The organism is Bacillus nitratireducens, from assembly GCF_001884135.1.
Lineage (GTDB): Bacteria > Bacillota > Bacilli > Bacillales > Bacillaceae_G > Bacillus_A > Bacillus_A nitratireducens.
In genome coordinates this window covers 78,619-91,587 of record NZ_MAOC01000051.1, presented here as the reverse complement: position 1 = coordinate 91,587, position 12,969 = coordinate 78,619, and the positions used below count along the sequence as shown (strand labels likewise).

At 36.1% G+C, this 12,969-nt stretch carries 12 protein-coding genes and 1 tRNA gene; 10 read left to right on the top strand and 3 right to left on the bottom strand.

What is annotated here, in order from left to right; all coding sequences use genetic code 11:
* Positions 1 to 2 precede the first annotated feature (2 nt).
* Complete coding sequence (locus BAU23_RS16385; protein ID WP_001054514.1) at positions 3 to 416, top strand: Fur family transcriptional regulator; 414 nt, start codon at positions 3 to 5, stop codon at positions 414 to 416.
* Between the two features lie 79 nt (positions 417 to 495).
* On the opposite strand, the gene ispG is transcribed toward BAU23_RS16385, so the two are convergent.
* From ispG to BAU23_RS16370, 3 genes are all read right to left on the bottom strand, one after another.
* The gene (gene ispG / locus BAU23_RS16380; RefSeq protein WP_131802508.1) at positions 496 to 1,593 is read right to left on the bottom strand and encodes a flavodoxin-dependent (E)-4-hydroxy-3-methylbut-2-enyl-diphosphate synthase; all 1,098 of its coding nucleotides are present in this window, start codon (positions 1,591 to 1,593) and stop codon (positions 496 to 498) included.
* Between the two features lie 165 nt (positions 1,594 to 1,758).
* On the bottom strand, positions 1,759 to 2,124 hold the full coding sequence (locus BAU23_RS16375; RefSeq protein ID WP_000825424.1) for a hypothetical protein: 366 nt from the start codon (positions 2,122 to 2,124) through the stop codon (positions 1,759 to 1,761).
* 66 nt (positions 2,125 to 2,190) lie between these two features.
* Positions 2,191 to 2,958 (bottom strand): DUF1189 domain-containing protein, encoded by a 768-nt coding sequence (locus BAU23_RS16370; protein ID WP_000021681.1) that lies wholly within the window; start codon positions 2,956 to 2,958, stop codon positions 2,191 to 2,193.
* Between the two features lie 238 nt (positions 2,959 to 3,196).
* Here BAU23_RS16370 and BAU23_RS16360 point away from each other — a divergent pair.
* The 9 genes from BAU23_RS16360 to phoU all read left to right on the top strand — a co-directional run bounded on the left by BAU23_RS16360 (position 3,197) and on the right by phoU (position 12,697).
* Positions 3,197 to 3,270: transfer RNA gene (locus tag BAU23_RS16360), tRNA-Ile, on the top strand.
* Positions 3,271 to 3,494: 224 nt separating this feature from the next.
* Positions 3,495 to 4,106 carry a superoxide dismutase [Mn] gene (gene sodA / locus BAU23_RS16355; RefSeq protein ID WP_001052033.1) on the top strand — a complete coding sequence of 204 codons (612 nt, stop codon included), beginning with the start codon at positions 3,495 to 3,497 and terminating at the stop codon, positions 4,104 to 4,106.
* Positions 4,107 to 4,227: 121 nt separating this feature from the next.
* Positions 4,228 to 5,505 carry an MFS transporter gene (locus BAU23_RS16350; protein ID WP_000871394.1) on the top strand — a complete coding sequence of 426 codons (1,278 nt, stop codon included), beginning with the start codon at positions 4,228 to 4,230 and terminating at the stop codon, positions 5,503 to 5,505.
* Between the two features lie 109 nt (positions 5,506 to 5,614).
* Complete coding sequence (locus BAU23_RS16345) at positions 5,615 to 7,741, top strand: peptidoglycan D,D-transpeptidase FtsI family protein (protein ID WP_000038996.1); 2,127 nt, start codon at positions 5,615 to 5,617, stop codon at positions 7,739 to 7,741.
* A 367-nt stretch (positions 7,742 to 8,108) separates the two neighbouring features.
* Entirely contained in the window at positions 8,109 to 9,026 is a 918-nt protein-coding gene (locus tag BAU23_RS16340) for a PstS family phosphate ABC transporter substrate-binding protein (RefSeq protein ID WP_016130257.1), read from the top strand.
* Between the two features lie 27 nt (positions 9,027 to 9,053).
* Entirely contained in the window at positions 9,054 to 10,004 is a 951-nt protein-coding gene (gene pstC / locus BAU23_RS16335) for a phosphate ABC transporter permease subunit PstC (RefSeq protein ID WP_000940922.1), read from the top strand.
* A gap of 1 nt (position 10,005) precedes the next feature.
* Entirely contained in the window at positions 10,006 to 10,872 is an 867-nt protein-coding gene (gene pstA / locus BAU23_RS16330; RefSeq protein WP_001242567.1) for a phosphate ABC transporter permease PstA, read from the top strand.
* Between the two features lie 28 nt (positions 10,873 to 10,900).
* A complete protein-coding gene (gene pstB, locus BAU23_RS16325) occupies positions 10,901 to 11,716 on the top strand; it encodes a phosphate ABC transporter ATP-binding protein (RefSeq protein ID WP_000226692.1) in 816 nt (271 codons plus the stop codon).
* Between the two features lie 324 nt (positions 11,717 to 12,040).
* Entirely contained in the window at positions 12,041 to 12,697 is a 657-nt protein-coding gene (gene phoU, locus BAU23_RS16320; RefSeq protein WP_000251237.1) for a phosphate signaling complex protein PhoU, read from the top strand.
* The last annotated feature ends 272 nt before the right edge of the window (positions 12,698 to 12,969 follow it).

Here is a 12,969-nt window from a genome sequence, read left to right as displayed (position 1 = left end):
GTATGAATCTAACAGAAGCTTTACGCCTAATGAAGGAAAAAGGATATAAACATACGGGGAAAAGGGAAGAGATGCTAAGGTTATTCGCGGCACATAATCGTTATTTAACTGCGAAAGACGTTTTAGAACATATGAAGGATGATTATCCAGGACTTAGTTTCGATACGATTTATCGTAACTTAACGGTATTCGCTGAAATTGGAGTTTTAGAGCAAACGGAATTAAATGGTGAAAAACATTTTCGTTTTACATGCTCTATTATGGCACATCATCATCATTTTATTTGTTTAGATTGTGGTGGTACGAAAGAAATCACTTCTTGCCCAATGGATTTTATGAATAAAGATTTTAACGGTTATGAAGTAACCGGTCATAAGTTTGAAATATATGGCCGTTGTCCAAAATGTGCAAAATAAGAACTCGTCGGTTACATAACTGACGAGCTTTTTTACGTAAAAAAGAAGGTTGCCCACAAATATTGTGGCAACCTTCTTTTTATTGTTCTTGTGTTTCTTTTTCTCGTTCAGCAGCCATTTCAGCGGCAATTACATCGATTTCTTTTTTCAGTTCTTCCACCATTATTTCTTCTGGTACTTTACGAACAACTTGCCCTTTACGGAATAATAAACCTTCTCCACGTGCACCGGCAATACCGATATCAGCTTCACGAGCTTCACCAGGACCGTTTACAGCGCAACCAAGTACTGCAACTTTAATTGGTACTTTTAGTGTAGAGATGTATTCTTCCACCTCGTTAGCGATGCTAATTAAATCAATTTCAATACGACCACAAGTTGGACAAGAAATAAGTGTTGCTGCATTAGATGCAAGACCGAATGACTTTAATAGTTCACGTGCAACCTTTACTTCTTCCACTGGATCAGCACTTAAAGAAATACGTAGTGTATTTCCGATACCTTTATTTAAAATTGCTCCAAGACCAGCAGCACTTTTTACAGTTCCAGCAAACAAAGTTCCTGATTCTGTAATACCTAAATGTAATGGATAATCAAAAGCACGAGCGGCTTTTTCATATGCTTCAATTGCTAAGTTAACATCAGAGGCTTTCATTGATACGATAATATCGTGGAAATCTAAGTCCTCTAAAATTTTAATATGGTGCAGTGCGCTCTCGACCATACCATCAGCAGTTGGGTATCCATATTTTTCTAAAATATGACGTTCTAATGAACCTGCATTTACGCCGATACGGATTGGAATGCCGCGCTCTTTCGCTGCGTTTACAACAGCTTCTACTTTATGGCGACGTCCAATATTACCTGGATTGATACGTACTTTATCAATGCCGCCTTCGATTGCTTTTAAAGCAAGGCGATAATCAAAATGAATATCAGCAACAAGTGGAATGTTGATTTGTTTTTTAATATCAGCAATAGCATTTGCTGCGCGCTCGTCTGGAACAGCAACACGAACGACTTGACAGCCTGCTTCTTCTAAACGTTTAATTTCAGCAACTGTAGCCTCAACATCATGTGTTTTTGTTGTTGTCATACTTTGTATAATTAATTCATTGTTACCGCCAATTGTTAAATTACCGACTTTAACTGGACGTGTTTTTGTACGATGAGTCATTTCATTCACGAATAGATCGCTCTCCTTATAAAAGAAGTTTCTTATTTTAGTCCCTTACATCAATGATAGTATGTGTGAGAAAGGGCTATAGAAACCAAAGTACTCGGTTTCACTTTTACTATTGTATCAGCGCCTTTATGTAATTGACAAGGATTAAGTGATGGCTTATTGATATAACGGGAATTTATAAGACTTTCCAACTTGGATTTTTGTAGCAGATGCATTTTTATTTAATTGTTTAAAATCATCAATTACTTTTTCAATAGAAGGAATTTTTTTCTTATTGATCGCTTCTGTAATAGAAAGGACTGTATCACCAGTTTTTACTTCAATTGCTTTATAAGCTGTATCCGTTTCTTTTTCTGTTTCTTTCTCTTTATTCTGCTTTGTATCTGTATTTTCTTTTTTTATCGTTTCGGCAGCTGTTGTTTTTTTGTATGAACTTAACATCGGTAAAGTACCGATTTTAATGTCGTAATAAAATATATAACCGAGGACAAGCACGAATAAGAGTACACCTAATCTCTTCATATCCTTCACTCCTTTGCTAGGAATATATGCTTGTCCAAAAAAAAAATGCCTATTTAGGCATTTTTTTTATAGTTCTTGTTTATCTTTTGGTTTTGGAACTTCTTTAATTGTTAAGTATAGAACGATTAAAACAACTGCAATGTAAATGAATGTTGCACCAGGTACGTTTATTTTGAATAAATCCATAATCATAAAGAAGATTGTTGGAATTGTGTAGCTGTAAGCAGTTAATGTCCAAACTTGTTTATAAGATAATTTGCGTTGACCGCTCATCGCAGAACCGATGAAGGCAAGCAAGGTAACTCCTACAAAGGTAATAAATAATTGGAACAAGTACAATAGGAACCCAATAACGAATAGTAAGATCGGATAAATACTGTCAAATAAAGAAATGAAATCTTGTAAATCTTTCTTCTCAAGAGATGCGCCTAGTAAGTCATTATAGGAGTATGTTTGTGTTTGACCATTCCCCATGGAGACTACTTTATCTTTTAAAACAAATAAACCTGTTTTATTTTGATATTTTTCTAAGTCTGTTGAATTTGGATCAAATACGAAAAGGGCATTTCCGTCTTCTTTTTCGATAGGTTGATTAATATCAGCTTGTAGCTCGCCGTTTTCGATTTTAAAATCAGGTAAATCTTTTTCGATTACTTTATTTACCATGTTAACACCATCTTGGATGACGCTACCGTACAAGAAAGTTCTTGGAATAGTAGTGATTAGGCAAAGAAGCATAATATACAAAATGGTTTTACCGATTTTTTGAAAACGGAAAAGCGCCATATCTTTAGGCGAATATACGCTTTTTGCTAGCTGTTTAAAAATGGACATAGATTCACTTCCTTTATGTATGTATAAAATCATTGTAACGTACGAATCTAGAGAAGCTCAAGATATATTATATTTACATATAGTAGAAGGGACTAAATTTCTTCTTATTAATTTACTTCTTTTAGTAGAGAAAAATACAATTGACACTTTTCTTTTGTATATGGTAAATTTATCTTACATTTTTCAAACGATATATTCGATGGGAATTTAGTTTTTTTAATGTTACATACATAATTGTGGACCCTTAGCTCAGCTGGTTAGAGCAGACGGCTCATAACCGTCCGGTCGTAGGTTCGAGTCCTACAGGGTCCATATCCATTTCATATGTTTATTATGTCAGCAGGAAGCTTCCTTGTAGAAGGAAGCTTTTTTTACGGAATATATGAGCATTTTAATTGAAAAGAAGTGGGAATTTTGCTACTTTAATGATAGCAAGACAAAGCGATTTATTTGTTTGCACCCTATGGCAATTAGGGTAGAATGAAGTTGTAGGTCACATATGTAGTGACAATACATAAACCGGGAGGAATATAACAATGGCAAAACACGAATTACCAAATTTACCTTATGCGTATGATGCTTTAGAACCTCACTTTGATAAAGAAACAATGAACATCCATCATACGAAACATCACAACACGTATATTACAAACTTAAACGCTGCTTTAGAAGGTCATGCAGAATTAGCTGACAAAAGCGTTGAAGAATTAGTTGCAAACTTAAACGAAGTACCTGAAGCAATCCGTACAGCAGTACGTAACAATGGTGGCGGACATGCTAACCATACATTCTTCTGGACAATCCTATCTCCAAACGGCGGAGGACAACCAGTAGGCGAACTTGCAACTGCGATTGAAGCGAAATTCGGTAGCTTCGATGCATTCAAAGAAGAATTCGCAAAAGCTGGCGCAACTCGCTTCGGTTCTGGTTGGGCTTGGTTAGTAGTAAACAATGGTGAGTTAGAAGTAACAAGCACTCCAAACCAAGATTCTCCTCTAACTGAAGGTAAAACTCCAGTTATCGGTTTAGATGTTTGGGAGCATGCTTACTACTTAAATTACCAAAACCGTCGTCCTGACTACATCGGTGCATTCTGGAACGTTGTAGATTGGAACGTTGCTGAAAAACTTTACCAAGAAGCAAAATAATTAAAGTTAATACAGCTAGAAAAAAGCTAGGAGTTTTCTCCTAGCTTTTTTCTATGCTCTCCTTTTACATAATTGAGCTTGTCTTTGGAAGACTAGAACATGAAGTAAAGGAGAGTTGTGTATGAAGTGGAAACATGTAATTGGTGATGTTGAAGTGAATCGGGACTTAGTATTATTGCTCGTTATAGGAGGTTTATACACGCTCGCAATTTCTTTATCGAATACGTTTGTAAACATTTATTTATGGAAGCAAACACAAAATTATGTAAATTTGGGCTTGTATAATTTGGCCAGCGTTGTATTGCAACCTCTAACATTTCTTGTGGGCGGGAAATTAGCGAAACGTATTGATCGCTCGATTTTATTGCGAATAGGTGTAGGCACGTTAGCTGTTTTTTTTATCGTCGTTTTAGTAGCGGGAAAAAGTGCATCTCACTATATTTTACTAATGGGAGCCCTTTTAGGAGTTGGTTATGGTTTTTATTGGCTCGCTTTTAACTTGTTGACATTTGAGATTACAGAACCAGAAACAAGAGATTTTTTTAACGGTTTTCTCGGACTTCTTACATCGTTCTCTGGAATGATTGGACCGATAGCTGCAGGATATACAATTTCACGTATGGAAAAATGGAGCGGTTATACTGTCGTTTTCTTCCTCTCGTTAATGCTATTTGCGGTTGCTGTCGTTCTAAGCTTTTTTCTATCGAAGAGAGAATGTGAAGGGCGCTATGAAATTGTGCAAGTATTGAAAGAGCGGCAAGTTGATAAAAACTGGGGAAGAATTACGCGCGCTCATTTCTTCCAAGGTTTGAGAGAGGGAACGTTTATTTTCGTTATTTCGGTATACGTCTATTTAGCATCTGGTAGCGAGTTAGCACTAGGGAAATATAGTTTAGTGAATTCTGCAGTATCATTTGTATGCTATTATTTAGTTGCTCGTATGTTAAAGAAAGAATGGCGAAAAAAAGCAATTTTACTTGGTGGTATTATTTTATACGCGGTTGTATTTTTAGTTATTTTTAATGTTACATATACGAAATTACTTATTTATGCAGCATGTATTGCGGTCGCATATCCTATTTTACTCGTTCCGTATGGCTCCATGACATACGATGTAATTGGTAGAGCAAAACAGGCGAGAGAATGGCGTGTAGAATATATAGTGGTCAGGGAATTATGGTTAAATGCTGGAAGAATTTGTTCCATTTTAAGTTTTTTATGTGCTGTCATATTTTTTCCGCCTGAAAAAAGTTTACCTTTCTTACTATGTATTTTAGGAGCTGGACATTTTCTTATTTATTTTGCAGTTAAAAATGTCAAATATGATGAGGGGAATGTGAACAAAACCAGTGTTGTAGCGCAAGGAAGCACGCAGAATCAAACTGAACCAGAAGGTTAACTTATCGTATGTTTTATGCTAGAATAGAAAAAGATGTAAGACAGCAGTGAGGGCACCTGTATGAAGGTGTCCCTTTCACATTACATAGCTGTTGGTAGAGGGGGTTTGTATGAGCAAGAAGCAGAAACAACAAAAGAAAAAGACCCACGTTCCCTTTCGGTTAAACGTGTTGTTTTTTTGCGTGTTTTTAATGTTCTCCGCGGTTATTGTAAGGCTTGGATACGTACAAATTGTTCGTGGTGAGGAATATAAAAATGAAGTTGAGAAGAAAGAAAATTCAACGATAAGTAATCCTGTACCGCGTGGGAAAATATTTGATCGTAATGGAGAAGCGGTCGTAGATAATGAGCCTGTTCGTACAATTACATTTACAAAAATGAAGGGATCAACTGCAGCAGATCGCTTAGAAACGGCGAAAAAGCTAGCAGATTTAATTGAAGTCCCAACAGATAAGTTAACGGATCGCGATAAAAAAGATTATTGGCTTGCTTTACATAAAGAAGAAGCAGAAGCGAAAATCACAAAAAAAGATCGTGAAGAGTTTAAAGTGAATAAAATTGACGATAAAGAACTAGATGAACGTCAACGAAATCGTGTAACAGAAGAAGAGATTAATCAACTTTCAGCAAAAGATTTAGAAATATTGGCGATTAAAAGTAAGATGGAAAGCGGATATGCAATGACGCCGCAAATCGTTAAAAAAGGTGCAACAGAAGAAGAATACGCGATTATTAGTGAAAATTTAGCGAAATTACCAGGCGTAGATACAAATGTTGACTGGGAGCGAAAATATAAATATGACGATATGTTCCGAAGTGTACTTGGTGGTGTAACTTCTTCTGATGAAGGGTTGCCGAGAGAACGACTAGATTACTACCTTGTTCGTGATTATAATCGTAACGATCGCGTAGGGAAAAGTTACCTTGAGCAACAATATGAAGATAGTCTACACGGCACAAAAGCTGAAGTTAGAAATGTTACAGATAAAGAGGGTAATATTTTAGAAACTATTAATGTGTCACAAGGACAACGAGGTAACGACCTGAATTTAACAATCGATATGGAATTACAAAAGCGCGTAGAAGAAATACTTACAAAAAACTTAATGAGATTTAAAGGGAGCGAACCTCTTTTAGACCGTGCATTCGTTGTAATGATGAACCCGAAAAATGGTGAAGTTTTATCTATGGCAGGGAAACAATTAGTGAATAAAGACGGCGAAACGAAAGTAGAGGATTTTGCATTAGGAACGATGACAAGTTCTTATCCGATGGGTTCAACTGTAAAAGGTGCGACAGTACTTACTGGGTATCAAACTGGCGCGATTCAACCTGGAGCTGTACAGTTAGATGAACCGATTAAATTAAAAGGGACACCTACGAAGTCATCTTGGAAACAGATGGGGTATATTAATGACCTTACAGCGTTAAAACAGTCTTCAAACGTTTATATGTTTAAAACAGCGATGAATATCGCTGGGGTTCCATATGTACGAGGCGGTACGTTAGATATTCCGAAAAGTGCGTTCGATACTATGCGTTACTATTTTGGTCAGTTTGGACTTGGTGTAAAAACAGGAATTGATTTGCCAAATGAAACTGCTGGTCAAATAGGTAAAGGAAATCAACCAGGTTTCTTATTAGATTTATCAATCGGGCAGTATGATACGTATACACCGCTTCAATTAGCGCAATATATTTCGACGATTGCAAATGGTGGATATCGTATGCAACCTCAAGTTGTAAAGGAAATTCGTCAGCCATCGGCGAAGCCAGAGGAAGTTGGAAAAGTTGTTCAATCGATTGAACCGAAAGTATTAAACCGTGTTGATATGCCTGAATCACAAATTAAACGTGTTCAAGAAGGATTTAGACAAGTGTTTAACGATACAGGTGGTACAGCTACAAAATACTTTGCAGGTGCACCATATAAAGCAGCTGGGAAGACAGGTACAGCTCAAACTGTATATGGCGGAGATAAAGAGATTGGTAGAAATGCAAAAGGTGAGCGTGTTGAAACATATAACTTAACATTAGTAGGTTATGCGCCACTTGAAGATCCAGAAGTAGCATTTTCTGTTGTTGTCCCATGGGTACATGATGATAAAACAGGAATTAATGGATATATCAGTCGTGAAATTATGGACGCTTACTATGATTTGAAAAAACAAGCATTAACTGGTGAAGCTCCAAAAGATGAAAAAGAGAAAAAAAGTAATACACAAGATGATGAATAAAAAAGTTGTAAAAAAAGCACACTATCTGAAAAGATAGTGTGCTTTTTTTTATGCTTTATGCATATGGTTTAGTAAATGTGGACAAGCGTAAACTGTTGAAAAAACATGTAGTTTCAAAAAAGATGAATACAACAAGATTGGTGCATACGCTTTAAATTTGTGTTATGTGCTAGGAGATAGCAGTTTATGGATGATTAGAAAATTTACTGCATCTAAAGTGCAAAAATGAAAAACAAATTGCTGTATACATTTGTTTTTGTGGAACTTTACAAAACTTTTACAAACAATTAAAACCGAATTAATAGTTTAGCAGTATTCTTATATCTGTAATCCTGTTATTTCCGGTTACTTCTAGGAGGAAGAACACGTGAAATGGATGAGTGTATCGATTAAGGTTTTGACATTATCGGCATGTATTCTTTGTTATAACATGTCTACTGCATTCGCTACAAATGAAATGGGAGAAGTGAGAGTTGATGGATCCTCAACGGTTTTTCCTATTATAGAGGCAGTAGCAGAGGAATATACAAAGGCTCATCCAAACGTGAAAATTTCTATTAGTATTTCTGGAACAGGAGGAGGGTTTAATCGTTTCAGTAAAGGAGAAGTAGATATAAACAATGCTTCGAGAGTGATGAAGCGTGTAGAAGAAAATGCAATGAAGAAAAACTCCATTCAATTTACGCCATTTGAGGTTGCTTATGATGGTCTTACGATTGTTGTGAATCGTCAAAATACGTGGGTAAACAATATAACGATAGACGAGTTACGTCTACTATGGGGTGAAGATGGAAGTTCAAAACGATGGTCGCAAATTCATTCATCATGGCCACGTGAACAAATTAAATTTTATGCGCCAGGCGTAGACTCTGGTACTTATGATTATTTTCAAAATATTGTCTTACAAAATAGTCGCCTTGTAAAAACGGTCTCTTTGTCTGAAGACGATCAAGTGATTATGCAAGGGGTAATGAATGATAAAAATGCCATTGCTTTTGTAGGATATGCTTATTATATGGCTAACCGAGATAAGGTGAAAGCAATCAAGGTGAATGGTGTATTTCCAACGAAAGAGACCATTCAGTCAGGTGCGTATAAGCCTTTAGCTAGACCGCTATTTACTTATGTAAATGATGCATCTATCCGAAATAAAATGAATGTAGCAAATTATGTTGAGTTTATGATTAAACATGTTGGCAACCTCGCTGAAGAGGTCGGATATGTAAAATTGCCAAAAAAAAAATACAATGAACAGCTGCGAATGTTAACAGAAATAAAAAGGTAATGTCAGGGTGGAAAGGGGTTTTCATCTTTGGCTCATAATGACAAAAGTCAAATTACATTTTCTGTACAACATTTGATTGAGAGAAATACAAATAGAAGAAAAAAAGCGCAGCGAATCAATCGAATAGTTCCGTTATTACTAAAAATAATTGCTAGCGTGTCTATAGTGACGACACTTGGAATTATTTTTACGTTGGCTAATGAAACAATCATGTTTTTTCAAAAAATATCATTATACTCCTTTTTGACGGAGCAAGAATGGTTACCTTTTTTTGAAGATCCTAAATTCGGTATATTACCACTTATATGTGGAACAATTCTTGTAACAGCAATTGCTATGGTTGTAGCAATTCCAATCGGTTTAGGGTGTGCCATATTTTTGAGCGAATATGCTTCAAATGGTGCCCGGAAAATATTAAAACCGTTGTTAGAGCTACTAGCAGGTATCCCAACAATTGTATATGGTTTTTTCGCATTAACAATTGTTACGCCACTTTTACAACGGGTCATACCAGATTTGCAGTTTTTTAATGCTATTAGCCCAGGCATTGTGATTGGATTTATGATGGTACCTACGGTTGCCTCTCTTTCTGAAGATGCAATGAGAGCTGTAGCGAAAGGAATTAAAGAAGCTTCACTAGGGCTAGGGGCAACTCGTTTTGAGATGGTAAAACAAATAGTATTTCCATCAGCTTTTACGGGCATTATGGCAGCGATTATATTGGCAGCTTCTCGGGCGATTGGTGAAACAATGATTGTTGTTATTGCAGCCGGATCAACACCTAATGTATCGATAGATCCGACTCATTCCATTCAAACATTAACAGCTTATATTGTACAAGTGAGTTTAGGGGATGCTCCGCATGGAACGCTTACTTATTACAGCATGTATGCTGTAGGTGCGACTTTATTCATGTTTACTTTTATTATGAACATCATTTCGCAGTATATTATGCGCCGTTTTAGGAGGGGGACATAATATGCGAATGTTAAACCATAAAAAAGTACAAGAAAATATGGCATCACGTTTTTTAAAAGATAGAATTTACAAATCATTATTTTATATAGCAATTTTGTTTTCAATCGTAATTTTGTTTATTTTGTTGTTTCAAATTTTTGAAAAAGGTATGAGTTATCTTTCAATAGATTTTTTTACAAACTTCGCTTCACGTAATCCGAAAGAAGCTGGGATTGTTGCTGCTTTGTCAGGAACAATATTATTTATGAGTATTGTTATACCGGTCTCCTTTATATTTGGAGTCGGAACAGCTCTTTATTTAGAGCATTATGCGAAAGAGTCTGTTTTTAAAAAGTTAATAGAATTGAATAATCAAACATTAGCAGGGGTACCTTCCGTTGTGTTTGGTTTACTCGGGTTAACTATTTTCGTATACGCTCTCCATTTGGGAGAGAGCATAATCGCAGCGGCACTGACGATGAGTTTACTCGTCTTACCAACGGTTGTTGTGGCTAGCCAAGAAGCGATTCGATCTGTACCAAGTTCTTTATTAGAAGCTTCTTACGGATTAGGTGCTACGAAATGGCAAACGATGTATCAAATTGTACTGCCAGTAGCTTTGCCAGGGATTTTAACGGGATGTACGTTAGCGGTATCGAGAGCGATTGGAGAAGCAGCGCCGTTGTTAGTTATTGGGGCACTTGCATTTGCAAATTATGTTCCGTTTAGTATGTTCGATAGATTTACGGTTTTACCAATTCAAATTTTTAATTGGATGAGTAGACCACAAGAAGAATTTCAGTATGTAGCAGCAGCTGGGATGATTGTTTTGCTAGGATTGTTGCTCTTTATAAATATATTTGTCTTATGGTTACGAAATCGAAAATAAGTTGGAAGTGGATGAAAGGGGAATTCAAATGGTAGCAACAGTAGTAAATGTACAGGTGAAAAATGAGAAGAAGATTGAGACAGCACCAAAAAAAGTAGTGTTTGATACGAAAAATTTAAATTTATGGTACGGAGAAGACCATGCTTTAAAAGATATCAACTTAAGTATTCATGAGAATGAAGTAACAGCGATTATCGGTCCAAGTGGTTGCGGGAAATCAACATACTTAAAAACGCTAAATCGTATGGTAGAGTTAGTACCTATCGTTCGAACTACTGGAGTTATCGAATATAGAGAACGAAATATATTCGATAAATCATATCCGGTTGAAGAATTACGTACGCATGTGGGTATGGTGTTCCAAAAGCCAAATCCATTCCCGAAATCTATTTATGAAAATGTAGCATATGGACCGAAAATTCATGGTGTTCGTGACAAAAAAACACTTGATGAAATCGTTGAAAAAAGCTTGCGCGGAGCAGCCATTTGGGATGAGTTAAAAGATCGTTTGCACGATAATGCATATGGTTTATCTGGTGGGCAGCAACAACGTCTATGTATTGCACGCTGCTTAGCGATTGAGCCAGACGTAATTTTAATGGATGAACCAACATCAGCGTTAGATCCAATTTCAACATTAAAAGTAGAAGAACTAATTCAGGAGTTAAAGAAAGATTTTAGTATTGTTATTGTAACGCACAATATGCAACAAGCAGCACGTATTTCAGATAAAACTGCCTTCTTCTTAAGTGGAGAAGTTGTGGAATATACAGATACAAATAAATTATTTACAACACCTGCAGACAAGCGAACAGAAGACTACATTACAGGACGATTTGGTTGATATCGTTGTAAGGCTAAGAGTAAATGCCCTCTTAATAGAGGGCATTTCTCACTTTCACCTCATTTTAAATAGGGGGAGTAATATTTCTCTTTTCTCAAGGCTTAATAAACGTACAAGAGGCTGGGGAGGGGATTTATCCCGCATTAACGGGCAGTAAAACTCCCACCTCAAAATTCGGATGAAGCAAAGAAGTTAGGTGGGAGTCGGGCTGCCCGTAAACGCCCGATTGGTGAGGGCTGATAATCAGTGGGGATGAACAAAACCCCCCACTGATTAAAGTTTCACTTTATATATAATGCACATAATATTGAGGGGGAAGAAGCAATGGTAAGAGAACAGTTTCAATGTGATTTAAAAACGTTACAGCAAAAGGTAGTTGAACTTGGTGAATTAGCAAGGGAAGCTCTATTGATTGCTATGGAAGGACTTCACAAAAGAGATGTAGAGAAAGCGTTAGAGGTCATTGATGGTGATTATCGTATGGATAATTTAGAAGAAGAAATAAATGATCTTGCGCTTATGCTTATTACAAAGCAGCAGCCTGTAGCAAGTGATTTACGAAGAATTTTCATTTCAATTAAAACAGCGACAGATTTAGAACGTATTGCAGACCACGCTGTTAATATTGCGAAATCAACAATTCGCCTTGGAGAAAAAGAAGTGGTTGTTAGCTTGCAGAATCTTGATGAAATGTTTGAGATTGCTCATGAAATGTTAAATTTAGCATTAGAAGCATACGAGCAAGAAAATTTAGCTTTTGCTAGACAAATTGCTGAAATGGATGATTCAGTTGATGAAATTTATGGAAAGGCGATTCGTGAATTTATTTCCTCTATCCCTGGACAACCAGAAGCGATTACACAAATTACACAACTATCCTTTGTTGCAAGATATATTGAGCGTGTAGCAGACCATGTTACAAATATTGCTGAGAATGTATTTTATTTAGTAAAAGGAAAGCATTATTTATTGAATGAGTAGGAAAAGAGTAGGTGATGAGAAGTCACCTGCTTTTTTTAGTCAAAACATGACAAAAAAAGCTCGTTGTTTCCTTTAGTTTATGATGATAAGATGTATCATAATTAATGGAAAAATAAGTACATATGTGTTAATTACATCTTATTAAATATTTTGCTAAGTTAATGGTAAGCGCTTTCTTTTTTGCTAGGATTAAAAGGTACATTTATTTATCCTGCTATTTGTGGGCAGTTAATGCGGGATAAATGATATACATGTGGTATACGGAGTTCTTG